Here is a 19,788-nt window from a genome sequence, read left to right on the forward strand (position 1 = left end):
CATCCTCACCTCGCCGACGCGTGCGTTATAGTGGCCGGCCACGCGAAGTGAGGTGAACGCAATGGCCACGCCCGAAGGCGGCCGGGAGACCAATCGCCTGGCCGACGAAACCAGCCCCTACCTGCTGCAGCACGCGGACAACCCGGTGGACTGGTACCCCTGGGGCCCGGAGGCACTGGAGACCGCCCGGGAGACGGGCAGGCCGATACTCCTCTCCGTGGGCTATTCCGCCTGCCACTGGTGCCACGTCATGGCCCACGAGTCCTTCGAGGACGAGGACACCGCGGCGCTGATGAACGAGCTGTTCGTCAACGTCAAGGTCGACCGTGAGGAGCGGCCGGACATCGACCGCATCTACCAGATCGCCCATCAGCTCATCGCCCAGCGCGCGGGCGGCTGGCCGCTGACCATGTTCCTCACGCCCGAGGAGCAGCTGCCGTTCTTCGGCGGCACCTATTTCCCGAAGGAACCCCGCCACGGTATGCCGGCGTTCCGCGACATCCTGAAACGGGTGGCGGAGTACTTCCGCCAGAACCCGGAGGAAGTGCGCCGCCAGGGCCGTCAGCTCGCCGACATCTTTCCCCGGCTGGACCCGGAGCCCGCCGAGGGCATCGTGCTGGACGACACGCCGCTCGCGAAGGCGCGCGAGAGCCTCGCGGAGCGTTTCGACGATCGCTACGGCGGTTTCGGCGACGCACCCAAGTTCCCCCATCCCGCCACGCTGGAGCGGCTGCTGCGTCACTGGCGGGCCAGCGCCGGCGACGACGAGCCGGACGTGCAGGCACTGTACATGGCGGCGCTCACCCTCACCCGCATGGCCGAGGGCGGCCTCTTCGACCAGCTCGGTGGCGGCTTCTGCCGCTATTCGGTCGACGCGCAGTGGCTTATTCCCCATTTCGAGAAGATGCTCTATGACAACGGCCCGTTGCTCGCGCTCTATGCGGAACTCGGACTGGCAGGCGGAGATGTGGAGATGAGGCGAGTGGCCGGCGAGACCGCCGACTGGATGCTGCGCGAGATGCGCGCGCCCGGCGGCGGCTTCTACTCGTCGCTGGATGCCGACTCCGAGGGCGAGGAAGGCCGTTACTACGTGTGGACGCCCGAGACGGCGCGCGAGGCCGCCGGCGACGACGACTTCGCCCTCGTCGCCGCGCATTTCGGCCTGGACGAGGCACCCAACTTCGAGGGCCGCTGGCACCTGTACGTGCGAAGGCCGGTGGAGCGCCTGGCCGAGGAGCGCGGTGAGGACGCGGAAGCTCTGCGCCAGCGCATCGACCGGGCCCGCGACGCCATGCTGGGCGCCCGCGAGCGGCGCGTCCGACCGGGCCGCGACGAGAAGATCCTGACGAGCTGGAATGCGCTGGCCATCCGCGGCCTCGCCATCGCGGGCCGCGCCCTCGCCCGCGACGATCTCATCGATGCCGCGGCGGCCGCCGCGGCATTCCTGCGCCGGGAACTCTGGCGCGACGGCCGTCTGCTCGCAACCTACAAGGACGGACGCGCCCGCTTCCCGGCCTACCTGGACGACCATGCCCTGCTCGCCGATGCACTGCTGGAGCTCGCGCAGGCACGCTGGGACGCCGATCACCTCCGCTTCACCATCGAACTCGCGGAGCTATTGCTGACGCACTTCGAGGATGCCGGCAACGGCGGCTTCTTCTTCACCGCCGACGACCACGAGGCCCTCCTGCACCGTTCGAAACCCCTGGCCGACGAGGCCGTCCCGTCCGGCAACGGCATCGCCGCCCGCACGCTGCTGCGGCTCGGCTTCCTGCTCGGGGAGGAGCGCTACGTCGCGGCCGCCGAGCGCACCCTGCGGGCCGCCTGGCAGGCCATGACGGAGTATCCCCACGGTCACGTCAGCCTCATCACGGCGCTGGAGGAATACCTGCAGCCGCCGGAGATGGTCATCCTCCGCGGCGACCCCGCCGAGATCGGACGCTGGTCGCGCAACGCCGCCGGTATCTACGCACCGCGGCGCCTGGTGTTGGCGATACCGGCAGCGGAGAAAGACCTGCCCGGCCATCTCGCCCTGCGCGAGCCGGCGGAGGACGGCCCGGTGGCCTACGTCTGCGAAGGCACCCGCTGCTCGCTGCCCGTCACCACCTGGCCGGCCCTGGCCGCCCTCCTCGGCCACAAAAGCTGATTCGTTCTTTTATGGCCGGGAGGATCGGTCAGTCAGCAACGCCTGCTGACTCGTGCCAAACCTCTCGGCTGCGGGCCCGTCAGCGGGTGGATAAGGGTTGCGGGGTCGTCCGGACCGACTGGAGCCATGACGGCGGGAAGGAGGTCTGGCCGAAGCGAGCGAGGACAGGACGTCCGAGTGAGCGTCCCAGCAACCCTTATCCACCCGATGACGGGCCAGCGCCAGAAGAAAGCCGGATCGGGCCTGAAGGCCCTCCTACCGGTCAGCGGGGGAGGTTCTCCAGGAACTCGCGGACCGCAGCACGCGCCCAGGCCTGGGCCGCCGGATGGCGGCTGGCCCGCGGGCCGGCCACATTCACGGTGCCGATGCCGTGCCCGGCCACGAACTCGCCGATGCGCCGGGCGGCCTCGGCCGTGTCCATCTCGTGGGCGTCCAGCAGCAGGTAGGGCTTGTGTTCGCGGCGGCAGTAGGCGACCGTCAGTTCGGTGCCGCCTTCCAGTTCGGAGAAGAAGATTACGACGGTGCCGTCGCTGTCCTGCACATTCTTCAGGGTGCGGGCGGGATAGTCCGCGTCCGGCAGTTCGCGCATCGGGAAGAAAGGCGGTATGGCGCCATCCTCGGCCTTGCGGCCCGCGGGACACCAGCCGCCGCAGGGCACGCCGCGGTCCAGCGCCGCGATGAGCGCGCCCCTGTCCACACCCGTCTGCCCGCCGGAGACGATCCTGATCTGCCGCTTGTTCACGGCACCATGATACGGCCGCACCGGCCGCCGGCAACAGGAACGGGGTCAAAAAGCGGTGATCTCGATGCCGGTCCTGGGTGTCACCGCTCCCCGGGGCCCGGCGAAGCGCACCGGTACGGACTCGAGCCGCAGCCCGGCGTTGCGCTGGACGGCGAAGTGCAGGTGCGGCCCGGTGGTGTAACCGGTGTTGCCGGAATCGGCGATGTACTGGCCGCGGGCGACCCTCTCGCCGGGCCTTACCCGGATGGAATCCCAGTTCAGGTGGGCGTACACCGCCATGGTGCCGTCGTCGTGGACGATGCGCACCAGGTTGGCCCGCGGCAGATCCCGCTCCCGGTCCGTGCCGCCGGTGAAGTGCCGGGCCGCCACTTCGAACACGGTGCCCGCACGGGCCGCATAGACGCCCGTGCCGACCGGCACCGCGACGTCCACGGCGTGGCGGCTCGCGAGGCTGTCGTGGGTGCTCGTGTCCGGCCAGGCCTGAGTGACGCGATGGCGCGTGGCCGTAGCGAACGGGAAGCGATACAGCACGGTCGGATCGTGACTGGCGGCCGGGTCGCCCGGCAGCGATTCGTAGCGGAAACGGAAACGCCCGGGCATCGCCGGGTCCACGCGGTCCAGGCCGAGCACCACGGAACCGGTGCGCGCAGGTATGGTCGTTCGCACGTCGCGCTCACCCACCGGCTCGAGGTTGTCGAGATCCATCGCGGCGAGGACGAGCTCCACGGCCACGTGACGGCGATTCTCGGCAATGACCTCGAAACCGCCGTCGGTCTCACGCCGGCGGATCACCAGGCCGTCGTCCGACGAGGACGCCAGCGGGCGCACCTCCACGTCCTCCGCGGCAGCGGGACGCCGGTCGGTGTAGACCCATTGACCGTCGTCGCCCCGGTACTTGTACAGCGTATCGCCGGCCGTCGCGGCGGCCGGCAGGGCCAGGGCGAGGAAAACCACGCCGAGGCCCAGGCGATCAGCCCAGCGGCCGGCGCTCCCAGCCATCACCGGTGCGCCGGATCTCGTACGCCGGCCAGTATTGCTTGTCGAGCTTCAGCGTGATCACCTCGACGGCCCGATTCCAGTTCACCGTTTTCAGCCGCACCGACTCCCGGTGCTCCTTGCCGCGGACGGCCTCCAGGAAGGCATCGAGATCCGGGGTGGGCCGGCCGTCCACCTCGACGATGCGCCGCCCGGCCCACAGGCCGTAGCGCGTGGCCGGCGAGCCGTAACTGAAGTAGGCCACATAGACGCCGCTGGGCTCGATGCCACGCTGGGCGGCCATCGCCCGATGCGGCTTCTGCAGCAGGGCGCCGGCCCACATCACGGCCCGGTCGATGCCCGTGCCGTCCAGCGCGACCGTGGCCACTTCCAGCTCGCGCACACTGTCTCGCCGCCACACGGCGAGCCTGACCGAGGCTTTCTGGGTTGCCCGCTCCACGTCGCGGAAGGTATTCACCACCTGGTCGTCGATACTGAGGAGGATATCGCCGTTGTTGAGCAGACGGGCGGCCGGCGAGCCGGCCACGAGACGCTTGACCTGCAGGGCGCGGCGCTGCTCGGGATGGTGGCGCTCCAGCCGCGCCGCCCATTCCTCCGGCAGGCCCAGCTTGCGGGCCGCGGCGAGCGGCAGGTAGGCCAGCTCCGCCTCCAGCGAATAGAGCGTGCCGCCGGAACGGACCAGATCCACGAATTCCTGTACCAGGTCGGCCGGCACGCCCTTGTTGATCTGGCTGGTCTCCCCGCCACCCTGATAGGCGAAGCTCGACCACAGCGAAACCACCCGGCCCCGCTCGTCCGCCAGGACTCCGTCCACCTGATCCGGCGCATTCACGACCGTGAGCGCCTCCAGGTTGGTATCCCTGAAGCGCAACGTACGGGACAGCGGCAGGACCAGCGCATCGACCGAGGCCACCCGGGTCTGCTGATGCACGAGCCGGTGATCCGGCTTCAGGCCGACCACCCAAACCGGATCGCCCGGCTCGGCCGGCGACGCGTTGAATCGGGCGGACCGGACGGGCGTGTCGCCGATCAGCGCGGGATCGTAGGAGACGACGGTCAGGTTGTGCAGCGGATGGACGTACTCCACCCGGCCGGGCACTTCGAGAGAACCGGCGAAGGTAATGTGGACGTCGCCCATCGCCACCGGCACCGTATTGCGGTCGACGACGACCAGGCCGCGCTCGGCGTCGACCACGAGGCCGGTGCCGTAGTAGTGCCGTTCGGCGACGCCCGAGATGGTATAGGGCAGGTCGAAGTTCACCAGCACCAGCGATGGCGACAGCACCTCGGCGCGGCGGTCGTCGTGGGGCGGAAAGCGGGTGCTGGCCACCGCCGGCGGTTCCGGCGGCGGGCCGGCCGCCAGCTCCCGGCAGGGCCACAGGCCGGTGTCGTCGTCGCGCCTGCAGCGCTTCGAAGGGAACCAGCGCCGGTCGATACGCAGCGAGCGCAGCTGGCTGGTGCGCGGGTCCTCCAGGCTCACGAAACGGATGGAGGTACGCTCCCCGTCGCCCAGGCCGTCCAGTACGGACTCCAGGTCGTCGAGGTCGCTCACGGGCTGCGAATCCAGCTCCGTGATGACCGCTGCACGCGGGATGGCGGAATTGCTGAGCACATAGCCCGGGTTGGCGACGTACACGCCGTCGACCGGGCGGTTGTAGTGGCGCGCCTGCTGGTAGGAAAGCCGGTGGACCACGGCATCACCGAACTCGATGTACTCGTCGGGCGTGATGGCGTGCAGATCCTGCACGCGGACGTCGTGCTCGATCACGCTGCCGCCGCGGCGCAGCTCCAGCCGCACGGTCCCGCCCACGCTGTCGTCCAGCACGGTGCTCAATGGCACGAACTCGGTGACGATCTCCCCGTTCAGCCGCACCAGCACGTCGCCCACCTCCAGCAGGCCGTCGGCAGGCGAGTCCGGTAGCACTTCGGCCACCGTCAGCATACCGGTCTGCTCCGGATGCGCCGCCCGCGCCGCGGCTTCCGTCTCCGGGTCCAGCCCGAGCCGGCCGAGTTCGTCGTAGGGCCTGCGCACGAACACCGTCTGCAGCGTGCCGCGGCTGACGGGTTCGCCGGCGCGGATGAGTTCCAGCGCCCGCTCGATACGGTCCAGCGGCAGGAAGAAACTGGAGGCTGCGCTCGAATTGGCGCCGGCGTTCAGCGCGACGACGCGGCCTTCGATGTCGATCACCGGCGAGCCGGACGAGCCGCCGGACGTGCCGGACGCCGCCTGCAGATAGAAGGTATTGAAGTCGTTGTACTTGCCGCGGCCGTACTCGGGCGCCTGGCGGTCGAGCCGGGCGATGGTGCCGGCCAGGATCGAGAGTTGCTCACCGGCGTCGTTGCCTACCACGCGGATCTCGCGGCCGGTGCGGGCGCCTGCCGGCGAGAGCTCGAGCTCGGCCGGCTCGATGAAGCGCAGGGCGTCCGGGTCGTAGCTGAAGAATCCGAAATCGTGGACGGGATCCCGGTAGACCGGCGTGAGCGGCACCTCCTCGTTATTCAGGAACACGGCCTCGGCCACCACCGGTCCCGGCGTCACCACGTGGCGGTTGGTCAGGATCAGCCCCCGCTCCGCGTCCACCACGAATCCCGTCGCCTGGGTCGAGGTGTTCCAGTCGGTATCGAACGCGCGGGTGGCATCTACCCGGATGGAGACGACCCCCGAGGAGATGCGCTCCAGCGTGTCTGTCCACGCCTCGCGTTCGGCCGCGAACAGGGGCGGCGCGAGGACCAGGGCCAGCAGTGTGATGACGGTGATACGCTTCATGAGGCTCCTGATAAGGCTTGCGGCGACGGCTGCGGAAGCGCCGCATTGTGGCAGATCGCAATCATCTGAGTCCGGTACTGGCGCGCAAAGTTCCGCGCCGCCGGGCAGCGCCGCTGCGCGACACGCGCTCCGGCTCTGCGTTCAGGCCGCGTCAGGCCGCGTCAGGCCGCCAGACCAGGTCGAGTTCCTTGGCCGCCTTTACGTCGTCCAGACGGCGTACCGGCGTCGTGTACGGGGCGCCCTGTACGCGCTCGGCGCCGCCGCTCGACTCCTCGGCGATGGCGACCATCGCGTCCACGAAGCCGTCGAGCATCTCCTTCGACTCGGTCTCGGTGGGCTCGATCAGCAGGCACTCCGGCACCAGCAGCGGGAAGTACGTGGTCGGCGCGTGATAGCCGTGGTCGAGCAGCGCCTTGGCGAAGTCCATGGCCGTGACGTGCAGCGTCTTCGCCTGCCGCTTCAGGGTCACGATGAACTCGTGGCTGGCACGGCGGTCCGGGAAGGCCAGGTCAAAGCCCTCATCGCGCAGGCGCGCCAGCAGGTAGTTGGCGTTCAGCGTGGCGAACTCGGCGATGCGACGCATGCCGTCGCGGCCGACCATCCGCATGTAGACGTAGGCCCGGAGCAGGACGCCCGCGTTGCCCATGAAGCCGGACAGCCGGCCGATGGTCTCCGGCAGGTCGCGCTCGTCCAGCCAGCGGTAGCGCACGCCCGTCGGGGTCTCCTCCCGGCCGACGATGGGGATGGGCAGGTAGGCGGCGAGCCTGTCGCCGACGCCCACCGCACCGGAGCCCGGCCCGCCGCCGCCGTGGGGCGTGGAAAAGGTCTTGTGCAGATTCATGTGGATGACGTCGAAGCCCATGTCGATGGGTCGCACCTTGCCGAGGACGGCATTCAGGTTGGCGCCGTCGTAGTACATGAGCCCGCCCGCATCGTGGACGATGCGCGAGATCTCCAGGATGTGCCGTTCGAACACACCCAGCGTCGACGGATTGGTGAGCATGATGCCCGCCGTCTTCGGCCCCACGGCCTCGCGCAGCGCGTCCAGGTCCACGTCGCCGGTGTCGTCCGTGGGCAGCTCCACCACTTTGCAGCCGCACATGGTAGCCGTGGCGGGGTTGGTGCCGTGGGCGGCGTCGGGCACCAGGATCTCGTTGCGCTCGTGGTCGCCGCGGGCGCGATGGTAGGCCTGGATCATGGCGACGCCGGTGAATTCGCCCTGGGCACCCGCCATCGGCGTCAGCGAGACTGCTTTCATGCCGGTAACCGCCTTCAGCATGTCCTGCAGCTCGTACATGCACTCGAGGAAACCCTGGCCGTGGGAGGCGTCGCCGTAGGGATGGCGGCCGAGGAATTCCGGCAGCATCGCCAGCGTGTTACAGGCCTTGGGGTTGTACTTCATCGTGCACGAACCCAGCGGGTAGAAGTGGGTGTCGATCGAGAAGTTCTTCTGCGACAGCCGGGTGTAGTGACGCACGGTCTCCAGTTCCGAGACGGCCGGCAGCGAGGTGGGCGTCTCGCGCAGGAACTTCTCCGGCAGCGCCGGGCGCAGCCGCTCGCCGGCGGGCGCCTGGGCCTTGGCGCGGCGGCCCGGCCGCGAGCGTTCGAATATCAGTGTGTCGCTCATCGTTGTCCTCGTCCTCGTCTCACTGTTCGAAGCCGAGCGCTCTCAGCGCCGCCTCGTAGTCGGGTTCGTCGCCGATGTCGTCGACCAGCTGGCGATGCACCACCGTGTCGTTCTCGTCCAGCACCAGCACTGCGCGGGCGAAGAAGCCGGCCAGCGGGCCGTCCTCGATCAGCACGCCGTAGTGCTCGCCGAATCCTTCCGAGCGGATGGCGGACAGCGTCTCCACTCCCGCGAGTTCGCATTCCCGGGCGAAACGCTGCTGGGCGAAAGGCGTGTCTACCGAGATCATCAGCATCACGATATCCTCGTGTTGCCGCGCGTGGCCGTCGAAGACCTGCACGGACTGTCCGCACACCGGCGTGTCGATGCTCGGGAAAATGTTCAGAACCTTGCGCCGTCCCTGCCAGTGGGAGAGGTGCAGGTTGCGAAGGTCGCCGTCCACGAGCCGGAAGTCGGGTGCCCGCGACCCGACGGCGGGGAGATCGCCGGCCGTGTTCCAGCGCTTGCCGCGGAAGGTGACGCCCGCCATCGTTCAGCCGGCGGCCCGCGCCGCGCTTCCGGCGCCGAGCACGTCGGCCATCGCCCCGGCGTAACGGCGGATGTCCCCGTCGGTCTTGGTCTCGGTGGCGCACACCAGGAGCACGTCGCCCAGCTCGGGATAGTCTGCGCTCACGTCGTAGCCGCCGAGCACACCGCGGGCGGACAGATCGGCCAGCACCGGCGCCACGGGCCGATCCAGTCTGAGCAGGGCCTCGTGGAAGTACGGCGTGTCGAACGCACTCTCGACACCGTCGATGGCGGTCAGCGCATCGCACAGCGCTGCCGTGCGGTCATGGCACTCGGTGGCCACCCGGGCCAGGCCGTCCTCGCCCAGCAGCGACAGATAGATCGTGGCCGCCGTCACCATCAGCCCCTGGTTGGTGCAGATGTTGGAGGTCGCCTTGGAGCGGCGGATGTGCTGCTCACGGGCCTGCAGCGTCAGTGTGAAACCCGGCTTGCCGTCCAGGTCCACGGTGCGCCCGACGATGCGGCCGGGCATCTGCCGCACGAACTTCTTGCGCACGGTCATGAAGCCGAAGTAGGGGCCGCCCGAGGACAGCGGCACGCCGAGGGGCTGGCCCTCGCCGCAGACGATGTCCGCGCCCTCCTCGCCCCATTCGCCGGGCGGCCTCAGTACCGCCAGCGAGGTGGGGTTCACCACGGCGATCACCAGCGCGCCGAGTGCCCGGGCCCGATCGGTCAGCTCGTCCATGTCTTCCAGCGTGCCGAGGAAGGACGGCTGCTGGATGACCACGGCCACCGGCGGCTCGCCCGCTTCGGCCAGTGCTTCCAGCCGGGTGAGGCCGGTGGCGGGATCCAGGGGCAGATAATCGAACTCCAGTCCCTGTGTGCCGGCGATCGCCTCTGCGACCTTGCGATAGACCGGGTTCACGCCGGCGGCCAGCAGCACGCGCCGGGATTTCGCCCTGCGGTTGGCGCGCACGGCCATCAGGGCCGCCTCGGCGAGTGCCGAGGCGCCGTCGTAAAGCGAGGCATTGGAGACGTCCATGCCCGTGAGGCCTGCCATCATGGTCTGGTATTCATAGATCACCTGCAGCGTGCCCTGACTCGCCTCCGCCTGATAGGGCGTATAGGCACTGTAGAACTCGCCGCGGGTGGTGACCTCCCAGACCGCCGCCGGGATGTGATGCTCGTAGGCGCCGGCGCCGATGAAGCATAGCGGCGAGCCGTCCCGCGCCGCGCGCTCACGCATCAGCCGGCTCACTTCCATCTCGCTCAGCGCGTCCGGGACGCCGGGCAGCGCGTCGATGACCAGCTCTGCCGGGATCTCCTCGAACAGCCGCTCGATGGAATCCACGCCGATGGCGTCCAGCATCGCGCGTATGTCTTCCTCAGTATGCGGGATGAAAGGCATCTTCGTCTCCGTTGCTCAGTCTTCCGCCTCGGCCAGCAGCTGTTCGTACGCTTCCGCGTCCATCAGGTCGTCCAGTGCCGCCGGCGATGCGGGCGTGAGCCGCGCGATCCAGCCGTCGCCGTAGGGGTCGCTGTTCACCTTCTCCGGCTCGTCCGCCAGCGTGCCGTTGACCTCGTCCACAGTGCATTCGAACGGCGCATAGACATCCGATGCGGCCTTCACCGACTCCACCACCGCAATGCCGTCGCCCGTCCCGGCGCTGTCACCCTGCTCGGGCAGTTCGACGAAGACCAGGTCGCCCAGCGACTCCTGGGCGTGATCCGTTATCCCGAGGGTCACGGAGCCGTCGTCCTCGAGGCGGATCCACTCGTGGTCTTTCGTATATTTCAGGTCGCCGGGTACTTCGCTCATCTCTCTTCCTCCTGGCCGGCGTGTCGCCGGATGTCGTCTGGTCCGAATAGCGCTGTCAGACTTTCACCTCGCCGTTGCGCACGAACGGTGGCCTGACGATGCGCACGGGCAGGTGCCGCCCGCGGATATCCACCGTCAGAGGCTCTTCCGCCCCGTCATCGATGCGGGCGAGCGCGATCGATCCGCCGACGGTGGGCCCGAAGCCCCCGCTGGTGATCTCGCCCACGGTCGCCCCGTCGGCGAGGACCGGCTGGTGGTTGCGCAGCACGCCCCTGCCCTCCAGCACGAGCCCCACGAGACGGCGCGGCACCCCGCCTTCCTTCTGCCGCTCCAATGCCGTCCGGCCGATGAAATCCCGCCCGGGCGGGTCGAACGCCACGGTCCAGCCGAGATTCGATTCCAGCGGCGTCGTCGTCTCGTCCATGTCCGAGCCATACAGGTTGAGGCCGGCCTCCAGCCGCAGCGTGTCGCGCGCGCCGAGGCCGCAGGGCTGCACGCCGGTGGCAGCCAGCGCCCGCCACGCGGCGACCACCGTGTCGCCTTCCGCGAGAATCTCCCAGCCGTCTTCGCCGGTATAGCCCGTGCGGGCGACGAAATAGTCGCCGTACTCTCCGGCGGTGAAGGGCTTCATGGCCAGCGCCGCCTCGCGCCGGTCGGCAGGCAGCAGGGCGGCGGCTTTCTGCCGCGCCTCCGGCCCCTGCACGGCCAGCATGGCCAGATCCGCGCGCTCGGTGATCTCGACGGCGCCGCCCCCGGCCTGTCGGCGCATCCAGGCGATGTCCTTCTCCCGGGTGGCGGCGTTGACCACCAGGCGGCAGTCACCCGGCCCGCGGTGATAGACGATCAGGTCGTCCAGCACCCCGCCGTCCTCGTTCAGCATGCAGGTATACAGGGCCCGGTTCGTGCCCTCGATCTTGCCGATGTCGTTCGCGAGCAGTCGGGCCAGGAAATCCGTGACCCCTTCGCCGGCGAGATCGACGACGGTCATGTGGGAGACGTCGAACATACCCGCCGACTCCCTCACGGCGCGATGCTCCGCGAGCTGCGAGCCATAGGCAAGCGGCATGTCCCAGCCGCCGAAGTCCACGATACGGGCGCCGGCATCGACGTGCAGGGGGTAGAGCGGTGTGCGATTGCCCATGCTGGCTCCTCCGTTGACAGGAACGCGACGGACGTGGTCGTCCATCGCCCCTCTGTCCGGTTACCTGAGAGATCGGGCGGGCCTCGCGATTGGCCTTCCGCCGCACACCTTCGGTGGGCCGTTACCGGCCACTCTCCAGAGCCAATCAGCGTCCGCAGTCCCTATGCCTGAGCGTTTCCGGGCAAGTTGCGCCTTCGGCGATCCGGTCGTGCCGGATACTCTCCCGCGGAGCCTGTCGATCGGGCTTCGGATCATAACGTATCCGCCGACCGGGTGACCAGCGGGCACGGTGTCACAGTGGCAGCGCGGAAGTGGACTTCTTTTGCTTCAGCACGAAACTGGTGTTGGCCGTCTGCACCCCGGTGAGCCGGAGGAGCTTGCCGCTCAGGAAGTCCTCGTAGCCCTCCATGTCCCGGGCGACCACCTTGATCAGGTAGTCGTACTGGCCGCTCATCGAGCAGCATTCCTGCACCTCGTCGCAGCGGCGGATCATGTCGTCGAACTCCCGGATGGTGTCGGGATGATGATCCTCCAGTGAGATCTGCACATACGCGAGGACCGGGAAGCCGAGCTCCTGGCGTGAGAGCCGCGCCACGTATTGCTCGATGACGCCCGACTCCTCCAGCCGCCTGACCCGTCGCCAGCACGGCGACGGCGACAGCCCCACCTCCTTCGCGAGCTGCTGATTGGAGATGCGGGCGTCGCGCTGCAACACCGCGAGAATCCGGCGATCGTAGCTGTCCACGGGTAGTAAATTCCTTTTACTGGCTCTGTTTGAAAAGAATATTGCCTCTATGACGCTGTAGAATGCAAATTCGAAATTGATTTGCGTCTATTGAGAGTTATTCTTTTCCTGGATACAAGCAACGGTAGCATCATGGGCAAAGGAATCACCTATACCGCGAAGACACCGAACGCCGACGGCCTGATCCAGTACACGGACGGGGAGAATGCCGTCTGGCGTGAGCTGATCACCCGCCAGAAGCAGGTACTGCCCGAGCGGGCCTGTCGCGCGTTCGTCGAGGCGCTGGACGTGCTGGACCTGCCCGAGGACCGGGTACCCCAGTGTCCGGAGGTCTCCGCCGTGCTGCGCGAATGCACGGGCTGGGGTGTGAAACCGGTCCCCGCGCTCATACCGCTGGACGAATTCTTCTCGCTGCTGGCGAACCGGATGTTCCCGGCGGCCTCGTTCATCCGCGCTCCCGAGGAACTGGACTACCTGGAAGAGCCGGACATCTTCCACGAGATCTTCGGCCACACCCCCCATCTCACGGACAGCCGGTTCGCCGCCTTCACGGAGGCCTACGGCAAGGCCGGTCTGGCAGCGAGCGACGCCGACCGGGAGATGCTGGCGCGACTCTACTGGTTCACCGCGGAGTTCGGCCTGATCGAGACCGACGAGGGGGTACGCAGCTACGGCGCGGGCATCTGCTCCTCGCCGGGCGAGACCCGCTATGCGGTGGAGAGCGACGAGCCGGAACGCGTACCCTTCGATGCGATCGAGGCGCTGCGCACCCCCTACCGCATCGATATCTACCAGCCGCTGTACTTCGTGCTGGAGAGCTTCGACCAGCTGTTCGACCTTGCCAGGAGCGATCTGCCGGCGATGATCCGCGAGGCGCGCAGACTGGGCGACCGGCCGCCGAAATTCCCGCCGATCCCCGAGGCGAAGAGCGCCTGAACAAAGAATGCAGGAGGGGCTTAAGCTCCGATTCGAAAGATGGATCGGGGCTGAAGCCCCTCCTACAGGGTCCCGTGCGCCGGGAAACGCTCACGGGCGAACGCTGCCCGCTCCACCGGCGTCGCCGCCGCATCGTAGTCCCGATCCACCGTCTCCAGACGGGGCCGCAGGCCGGCCCGGTTGGCCAGCTGGATGTTGAGCCCGGGCCGCGCGTTCATCTCCAGGATCAGCGGACCGAGATCCCGGTCGAGCACCATGTCCACGCCGACGTAGCCGAGGCCGGTGACATCGATGGCCCTGGCCGCCGAAGTCAGGATGAAGTCCCACTCGGGGATCCTGAGGCCGGCGATGGGATGATAGGTGTCCGGATGCTCCTCCACGATCTCGTTGCCGCTGACGCCGTCCAGCGTGACGCCGCCGGCCATGTCGATGCCCGCGCCGACGGCGCCCTGGTGCAGGTTCGCCTTGCCGTGTGACGCCTTGGTGGGCAGACGCACCATGGCCATCACCGGATAGCCCCGGTAGGTGATCACCCGGATGTCCGGCACGCCCTGGAAACTGACCTGCTCGAACAGCGGATCGAACTGCACGCAGTATTCGATCAGCGCCGTGTCCGGCTCGCCGGTCAGGCTGTACTGGCCGCCGACGATGTTCGAGATGTGGAAATCCAGGGTATCGCCGTCCCAGATCTGTCCGTCCACCAGCCGATAACGGTCGCGCCGGCGGCCCGACACGACGACGATGCCGTCGCCGCCGCTGCCGTGAGCCGGCTTCACCACGAAACTCTGGTGATCACCCACGATCTCCGGCACGCGCCCCGTATCGCCCTGGTTGTCGATAACGCCGTAGAGTTCCGGCACCGCCATTCCTGCCTCGATGGCGAGCTTCTTCGTGAGCACCTTGTCGTCCACCCGCGGGTAATAGCGGCGCTGGTTGTTCTCCATGATGAACCGGGCGTTGCGCTGGTTCAGGCCGAGGACGCCGGCCTTGCGCAGTGCCCGGGCCCTCGCAGCGGGATTGAAAAGACGCAGGCTCATCGCTCCAGCACGCCGCGGAAGCGCGCGAGTTCCACCAGCCGATAGCCGGTATAGCGGCCGGAAAGCAGCACGAGCGCGAGCACGATCAGCAGCAGCTCGGGGAACGTGAACACGAGGTGCTGCAGCCAGTCTATGCCCATCGCCAGATAAGCGAGCGCCGCCACCACCAGGCTGCCGAGTCCGGCCTTCAGGGCATCCCTTGGTCCGCGCTCCTCCCAGATCACGGACATGCGCTCGATCGTCATTGCGATGATCACCATGGGAAACAGCGCAACCGACAACCCGGTCTCGATGCCCAGCTTGTGGAAGACGATACTGATCAACAGCATCAGCAGCACGACGACGATCAGCACGGCCGTCAGCCGAGGCACGAGCAGCAGCCGAAGACGTTCGAGCAGAAAGCGGATCGACAGCCCGAGGGATACCAGCAGGGTGAACAGCAGAATGCCGCCGATCAGCTGCGTCTCGCGAAACGCGAGCGCGATCAGCACCGGCATGAACGTGCCGAACGTCTCCACGCCGACGAAGTTGCGCATCAACACCATCACGAGCGCGCCGATCGGGATCATAAGCAGCACGGCGTAGACTGCCTGAGTGCGGATCGGCAGGCTGAACAGCGAGAATTCCACCAGCCGGGAGCGTCGCTTCTCGGCCCGCTGCCCCGCCACCTCCAGGGTGTCCAGCTGGTTCTGCTGCGTGGCCAGGTTGACTTCGAGCCCGCTGCCGCCCTGCACGGTCGCCAGCTGCTGGGTGCCCCGCCACCAGACCAGGTAGTCGTCGGGCAGGCCCTCCTCGCCCGTACGGGGATCGAAGTTCACCCAGCGAAAGCCGTCGTGGATCTCCAGCCAGGGGATGATCTCGGCCTGGCGGCTCTGGCCGCTCAGCATGATGCCGCGCATCATGCGCGCGGGAATGCGCGCTGCAGCGAGTATCTTCGTGACCGTCGAGACGAATCCGGCGCGGGTCTCTGACAGGCCGAGCAGCAGCTCGACGTTCTGCCCCGGCGAGGGATCGTTCAGGCGGTGCAGCAGCTCGGCGGTGAACGAGGCCGGGTCCGCCGACTGTTCGCGCACCTCGTCCACGAGCACCTGCATCGCCGTGTTGAAAGGCTCCTCCAGCGTGGGCGGCGGCGGGAACGGCGGCGTCGTGTCCGACTGGCGGCTGGTCGGGTCCTCGTACAGCACGGCGCGGTAATAGAGCGTCTGCGGACCGTCGGCGCGGCGAATCGCCCACTGCGCCTCGCGGCCACCGCTGTCGAAATTGACGCTGAAGCCGTAGCCCTTGGATACCGAATTCTCGGTGAGCAGCGTGTAACCGGGCGTGAGGGTCGGCAGCTGCAGGGTGGCCTTGATCGAACCCGGGCCGCCGATGAAGCTGACCGCCGCCTCGACGGTCCAGACGGTGGTCTGCTGGTCCTCGACGACAGGCAGGCCCAGCATCTGCCATTTATAGACGAACATCGACAACCCCGCCGCGGTGAGCAGCGCGGCGATGAGGATGAGATAACGTCTGCCCATGTCGCTCGCGCGGCCGTCAGGCCGTCTCCGCCAGTCCCGTGGCGTGGCGCACGGCCATGCGCTTCAGGGGGCCGATGCGGTTGAAAAGACGCATGCCGCCCCTGCGAATCCGGGCCACGGCCGGCGCCTCCACGCCGAAGAAACGCTGCAGCGCATCGAGGAACAGCAGCGTGCGCATGTTCTCGCCCTTGCGCGCGCGCTCGTAGCGCCGCAGCACGGGCCGGTCGCCGGGATCCTCGCCGCCGCGCCGGGCCGCTGCGATACAGCGCGCCAGTTCGCCGGCGTCGCTGAAACCCAGGTTCACGCCCTGACCGGCCAGCGGATGCACCGCATGGGCCGCGTCGCCGGCCAGCACCAGCCGATGGCCGACATAGTCCGGGGCATACGAGGCGGCCAGCGGGAAGCTCCCCCTCGGACCGGCCACCGTGAGCGTGCCGAGCACGCCGTCCGTGGCCTCGGTCAGGCGCGCGCCCAGCTGGTCGTCGTCGAGGGTCATCAGCTGCTCGCACTCCGCGGTTGCGGTGGACCAGACGACCGAACAGCGCCCGTCGCCCAGCGGCAGCAGTGCCACGGGCCCGGTCGCCAGGAAGCGCTGCCACGCGGTCCGGCAATGGTCGCGCTCGGGCCGCACGTGGGTCACGAGGGCATCCTGGGGATAACGCCGGCTGCGCACCGGCAGTCCCGCCAGCCCGCGCACGGCGGAACGGGCACCGTCCGCACCCACGACCAACGCGGCATCGACGCAGCCGCCGTCGGCGAGCACGAGCCTGGCCGCGCGCTCGCCCGCCTCGAATCCCTCGACCCGGGCGCCGAAATGCCAGCGCAGCCCGGCTTCCTCGCGGCCCAGCGCGCCGTAAAGCGCGTCCCGGACCAGCTCGTTCTCCACGATGTGTCCGAGTTCCGGCAGGCCGAGTTCATCGGCGCCGAAGCGCACGGCATCGCCCCCGTCAGCGCTGCCGCGGGCATCCCAGACGCACATGGCACCGTAAGTCCCCAAGCGTGTTCGCTCAACCGCCTCCCACGCGCGGCAGCGCGCCAGCAGCGCAGCCGAACCGGGTGAGATGGCGGAGACACGCAAACCGACGTCGGCGCTCTCGTCGAAGGCCGGCGGGACGCCGGCGTCGATCACGGCGAGGCGGAGGGAGTCGTCTGCCCGGCGCAGCAGGCCGGCCATTGCGAGGCCGACCATGCCCGCTCCCACGATGGCAACGTCGACCTCCGGCCTCACCTGAGCGGCACCCCCCGTGACAGGCGCGGCAGGCGCCCGGCCAGCCCCATGGTATGCCGCGCAAAAGCCCGCTTTGCGCCGGGGATGATATCGAGGCCGAGCATGCCGATGCCGCGGGCGGCACGGGCGGTCTCGCGCTCGCTGCCGAACAGCCGCACCAGGCCGTCGGTGAAGCCCACCACCTTGCGCTGGTCCCCGCGGCGCCAGTCCGCATAGCGCGCGAGCAGCGCGGAGCTGCCCGGGTCGCCGCCCTCGGCGATGGCCTCGGCGATGAGGTCGGCCAGCGCCGCGACGTCACGCATGCCCAGGTTGTAGCCCTGCCCCGCCACCGGATGCAGCCCGTGCGCCGCATTGCCGATGGCGACCACACGTCCCGCATGCAGACGCTCCGCGCGGGTGAGCGAGAGCGGATAGGCCACCCGCCGGCCCACCCGGCTCAGACGGCCGAGACGCCAGCCGAAGACCGCCTGGAACTCCGCCAGGAAGGCCTCGTCGTCCAGTGCCGTCACCCGCTCCGCCTCCGCGGGCGGCAGCGTCCAGACGAACGCGCTGCGGCCCTCGCCGAATGGCAGCAGCGCCACCGGTCCGTCCTTGGTGAAGCGCTCGTAGGCGACATTGTCGTGGGAACGGGACGTTGCCAGATTGCCGGTGATGGCCACCTGACCGTAGGGTCGCTCCCGCATGCCGATGCCGACGGCGCTACGCACCGCCGATCGCGCTCCGTCCGCCGCGACCAGCAGGGCGGCCTCCAGCCGTTCCTCGCGCTCGCCGTCCTCCCAGGCCACCGTGGCGGTCACCGATTGGTCGGTTTGCGCCACGGCGGCGATCCGGGCGGGGCGATACAGCTGCGCTCCGCCCTCGTCCGCCAGGCTCGCGAGCAGGGTCCGTCCCAGCACCCGGTTCACGACGACGTAGCCCAGAGCCTCCACTCCCTGCTCTTCCGCCTCGATGCGGCAGAAGCCGAAGCTGCCTCGATCAGAGACGTGGATAGCGCGAATGGGCGTGGCCCCCTCCGCGATGGCAGGCCACAGGCCCATGGCGGTGAACGCCCGCTGGCTGGCTCGCGACAATGCGGTGGAGCGGTCGTCGAAGCTCGGCTGGGAGGCCGCCCCGGGCTCCACCGGCTCGACGACGGCCACGCGCAGGTCCAGTGGCGCCAGCGCCCGCGCGAGGCTCGCGCCCACCATGCCGCCGCCCGCGATGATGATGTCGTATCGCTCGGTCACGGTCTCATCCGGACGCCATGAGCGCCTCGACCTCGTCGGCGTCCTTGGCCAGCCCCTTCGACAGCACGTCCGGGTCGTCCCGGGTCACGGCTACGTCGTCCTCGATGCGAACGCCGATGCCCGCGTAGCGTTTCGGAATGCCGCGCTTCGCCGGAATGTAGATACCCGGCTCCACGGTGGTGACCATGCCCGGCTCCAGTACCCGCCATTCGTCGCCCACCTTGTAGTCACCGACGTCGTGCACGTCCATGCCGATCCAGTGACCCGTGCGGTGCATGAAGAACGGCTTGTAGGCCTCGTCCTTCATCAGTCGCGGCACACTACCGTCCAGCAGCTTCAGCTTTTTCAATCCTTTGGTGATCACGCGCACGGCCGCGTCGTGAGGATCGTTCCAGTGATTGCCGGCGCGGGTCTTGTCGATGGCGGCGAGCTGGGCCTCCAGCACGATCTCGTAGACGGCCCGCTGCTCCGGCGTGAAACGCCCGTTTACCGGGAACGTGCGCGTGACGTCCGAAGCGTAATAGTCGTACTCGCAGCCGGCGTCGATCAGCAGCAGGTCGCCATCGGCCAGTTCGGCCGCGTTGTCCGTGTAATGGAGAATGCACGCATTCGCACCGCCGCCCACGATGGGCGGATAGGACGGCTCCGCGCGCCGGCGGCGGAACTCGTGCAGGAACTCCGCCTCGACCTCGTACTCGTGCATGCCCGGCCGCGTCACCTGCATCGCCCGCTTGTGCGCATCCACGGCAATCTTCGCCGCTTTGCGCATGGCGGCGATCTCCGCGCGGCTCTTGTACAGGCGCATGTCGTGCAGCAGATGATCCAGCGCCACGAATTCCTGCGGCGTGTGGCCGCCCATCTTCACCGTGCGGCGCAGGGTGTTCACCCACTCCGTGACCCGCTGATCGAAGTCCTGATAGATGCCCATGGTGTAGAAAACCCGCGGCTTCGCCTCCATGAGACCGGGCAGGATGTCGTCGATATCGGCCACCGGGAAAGCGTCATCGGCGCCGTAGGTCTCGACCGCGCCCTCCGTGCCGGAACGATGCCCGTCCCACTGCTCGCGTTCGGCGTCGCGCTCGCGGCAGAACAGCACGAATTCGCCCTGCTCGCGCTCCGGCACCAGCACCGTGACGGCTTCGGGCTCGGCGAAGCCGGTGAGGTAGTAGAAGTCGCTGTCCTGCCGGTAGCCGAACTCCACGTCGCGGCTGCGATGGCGCAGGGGCGCGGCAGGCAGGATGGCGATGGAATCGCGGCCCATCATGCGCATCAGCTGGCGGCGACGTCTGGCGAATTCTTTCGGATTCATAAGGTCCTGTCGGTCAGTCGGGTCGGCGCCCCGGGGGGCGTGAGA

16 protein-coding genes and 1 riboswitch are annotated in these 19,788 nt (G+C 68.6%); of the genes, 2 read left to right on the plus strand and 14 right to left on the minus strand.

Annotated features, from left to right (window positions below; genetic code table 11):
* The first annotated feature begins 61 nt into the window (after window positions 1-61).
* Window positions 62-2,146, plus strand: a complete 2,085-nt coding sequence (locus ACJMKX_RS08185) for a thioredoxin domain-containing protein (protein WP_405223566.1) — start codon at window positions 62-64, stop codon at window positions 2,144-2,146.
* A 262-nt stretch (window positions 2,147-2,408) separates the two neighbouring features.
* Here the strand turns inward: ACJMKX_RS08185 and ACJMKX_RS08190 are convergent, their stop codons facing one another.
* The 9 genes from ACJMKX_RS08190 to ACJMKX_RS08230 all read right to left on the minus strand — a co-directional run bounded on the left by ACJMKX_RS08190 (window position 2,409) and on the right by ACJMKX_RS08230 (window position 12,490).
* Window positions 2,409-2,888 (minus strand): putative molybdenum carrier protein, encoded by a 480-nt coding sequence (locus ACJMKX_RS08190; protein ID WP_405223568.1) that lies wholly within the window; start codon window positions 2,886-2,888, stop codon window positions 2,409-2,411.
* A gap of 45 nt (window positions 2,889-2,933) precedes the next feature.
* Entirely contained in the window at window positions 2,934-3,887 is a 954-nt protein-coding gene (locus tag ACJMKX_RS08195) for a M23 family metallopeptidase (RefSeq protein ID WP_405223570.1), read from the minus strand.
* Window positions 3,859-6,651 carry a trypsin-like peptidase domain-containing protein gene (locus ACJMKX_RS08200; protein WP_405223572.1) on the minus strand — a complete coding sequence of 931 codons (2,793 nt, stop codon included), beginning with the start codon at window positions 6,649-6,651 and terminating at the stop codon, window positions 3,859-3,861. The genes ACJMKX_RS08195 and ACJMKX_RS08200 overlap by 29 nt, the downstream gene beginning before the upstream one ends.
* 151 nt (window positions 6,652-6,802) lie before the next feature.
* Window positions 6,803-8,278 (minus strand): aminomethyl-transferring glycine dehydrogenase subunit GcvPB, encoded by a 1,476-nt coding sequence (gene gcvPB / locus ACJMKX_RS08205; RefSeq protein ID WP_405223574.1) that lies wholly within the window; start codon window positions 8,276-8,278, stop codon window positions 6,803-6,805.
* 19 nt (window positions 8,279-8,297) lie between these two features.
* Window positions 8,298-8,807, minus strand: coding sequence for a thiol peroxidase (gene tpx / locus ACJMKX_RS08210; protein ID WP_405223576.1), 510 nt, complete (start codon window positions 8,805-8,807; stop codon window positions 8,298-8,300).
* A 3-nt stretch (window positions 8,808-8,810) separates the two neighbouring features.
* Window positions 8,811-10,193, minus strand: coding sequence for an aminomethyl-transferring glycine dehydrogenase subunit GcvPA (gene gcvPA, locus ACJMKX_RS08215; protein WP_405223578.1), 1,383 nt, complete (start codon window positions 10,191-10,193; stop codon window positions 8,811-8,813).
* Between the two features lie 15 nt (window positions 10,194-10,208).
* Entirely contained in the window at window positions 10,209-10,604 is a 396-nt protein-coding gene (gcvH, locus tag ACJMKX_RS08220) for a glycine cleavage system protein GcvH (RefSeq protein ID WP_405223580.1), read from the minus strand.
* Window positions 10,605-10,659: 55 nt separating this feature from the next.
* Window positions 10,660-11,745, minus strand: coding sequence for a glycine cleavage system aminomethyltransferase GcvT (gcvT, locus tag ACJMKX_RS08225; protein WP_405223581.1), 1,086 nt, complete (start codon window positions 11,743-11,745; stop codon window positions 10,660-10,662).
* A gap of 145 nt (window positions 11,746-11,890) precedes the next feature.
* A riboswitch (glycine riboswitch) is annotated at window positions 11,891-11,981 on the minus strand.
* 56 nt (window positions 11,982-12,037) lie between these two features.
* Window positions 12,038-12,490: an Lrp/AsnC family transcriptional regulator gene (locus tag ACJMKX_RS08230; RefSeq protein ID WP_405223583.1), complete on the minus strand. Its 453-nt coding sequence runs from the start codon at window positions 12,488-12,490 to the stop codon at window positions 12,038-12,040.
* 132 nt (window positions 12,491-12,622) lie between these two features.
* Between ACJMKX_RS08230 and phhA the strand changes: the two genes are divergently transcribed.
* Complete coding sequence (gene phhA / locus ACJMKX_RS08235; RefSeq protein WP_405223585.1) at window positions 12,623-13,426, plus strand: phenylalanine 4-monooxygenase; 804 nt, start codon at window positions 12,623-12,625, stop codon at window positions 13,424-13,426.
* A 62-nt stretch (window positions 13,427-13,488) separates the two neighbouring features.
* On the opposite strand, the gene ACJMKX_RS08240 is transcribed toward phhA, so the two are convergent.
* From ACJMKX_RS08240 to pepP, 5 genes are read right to left on the minus strand one after another with little or no spacing between them, the layout of a single operon-like run.
* Window positions 13,489-14,463 carry an alpha-L-glutamate ligase-like protein gene (locus ACJMKX_RS08240; RefSeq protein ID WP_405223587.1) on the minus strand — a complete coding sequence of 325 codons (975 nt, stop codon included), beginning with the start codon at window positions 14,461-14,463 and terminating at the stop codon, window positions 13,489-13,491.
* A complete protein-coding gene (locus ACJMKX_RS08245; RefSeq protein ID WP_405223589.1) occupies window positions 14,460-15,980 on the minus strand; it encodes a UUP1 family membrane protein in 1,521 nt (506 codons plus the stop codon). Before ACJMKX_RS08245 ends, ACJMKX_RS08240 begins: the two co-directional genes overlap by 4 nt.
* Window positions 15,981-15,996: 16 nt before the next feature.
* Entirely contained in the window at window positions 15,997-17,208 is a 1,212-nt protein-coding gene (locus ACJMKX_RS08250; RefSeq protein ID WP_405223591.1) for a UbiH/UbiF/VisC/COQ6 family ubiquinone biosynthesis hydroxylase, read from the minus strand.
* Window positions 17,205-18,434, minus strand: a complete 1,230-nt coding sequence (ubiH, locus tag ACJMKX_RS08255; RefSeq protein WP_405223593.1) for a 2-octaprenyl-6-methoxyphenyl hydroxylase — start codon at window positions 18,432-18,434, stop codon at window positions 17,205-17,207. Before ubiH ends, ACJMKX_RS08250 begins: the two co-directional genes overlap by 4 nt.
* Window positions 18,435-18,438: 4 nt before the next feature.
* The gene (gene pepP, locus ACJMKX_RS08260) at window positions 18,439-19,743 is read right to left on the minus strand and encodes a Xaa-Pro aminopeptidase (RefSeq protein ID WP_405223595.1); all 1,305 of its coding nucleotides are present in this window, start codon (window positions 19,741-19,743) and stop codon (window positions 18,439-18,441) included.
* Between the last annotated feature and the right edge of the window lie 45 nt (window positions 19,744-19,788).

The organism is Lentisalinibacter sediminis (genome assembly GCF_040706615.1).
GTDB lineage: Bacteria > Pseudomonadota > Gammaproteobacteria > Steroidobacterales > Woeseiaceae > Lentisalinibacter > Lentisalinibacter sediminis.

Coding starts and splice junctions, on each gene's coding strand:
- ACJMKX_RS08185 (WP_405223566.1), top strand. CDS start 62: ATGGCCACGCCCGAAGGCGGCCGGGAGACCAATCGCCTGGCCGACGAA.
- ACJMKX_RS08195 (WP_405223570.1), bottom strand. CDS start 3,887: ATGGCTGGGAGCGCCGGCCGCTGGGCTGATCGCCTGGGCCTCGGCGTG.
- ACJMKX_RS08200 (WP_405223572.1), bottom strand. CDS start 6,651: ATGAAGCGTATCACCGTCATCACACTGCTGGCCCTGGTCCTCGCGCCG.
- gcvPB (WP_405223574.1), bottom strand. CDS start 8,278: ATGAGCGACACACTGATATTCGAACGCTCGCGGCCGGGCCGCCGCGCC.
- tpx (WP_405223576.1), bottom strand. CDS start 8,807: ATGGCGGGCGTCACCTTCCGCGGCAAGCGCTGGAACACGGCCGGCGAT.
- gcvPA (WP_405223578.1), bottom strand. CDS start 10,193: ATGCCTTTCATCCCGCATACTGAGGAAGACATACGCGCGATGCTGGAC.
- gcvH (WP_405223580.1), bottom strand. CDS start 10,604: ATGAGCGAAGTACCCGGCGACCTGAAATATACGAAAGACCACGAGTGG.
- gcvT (WP_405223581.1), bottom strand. CDS start 11,745: ATGGGCAATCGCACACCGCTCTACCCCCTGCACGTCGATGCCGGCGCC.
- phhA (WP_405223585.1), top strand. CDS start 12,623: ATGGGCAAAGGAATCACCTATACCGCGAAGACACCGAACGCCGACGGC.
- ACJMKX_RS08240 (WP_405223587.1), bottom strand. CDS start 14,463: ATGAGCCTGCGTCTTTTCAATCCCGCTGCGAGGGCCCGGGCACTGCGC.
- ACJMKX_RS08245 (WP_405223589.1), bottom strand. CDS start 15,980: ATGGGCAGACGTTATCTCATCCTCATCGCCGCGCTGCTCACCGCGGCG.
- pepP (WP_405223595.1), bottom strand. CDS start 19,743: ATGAATCCGAAAGAATTCGCCAGACGTCGCCGCCAGCTGATGCGCATG.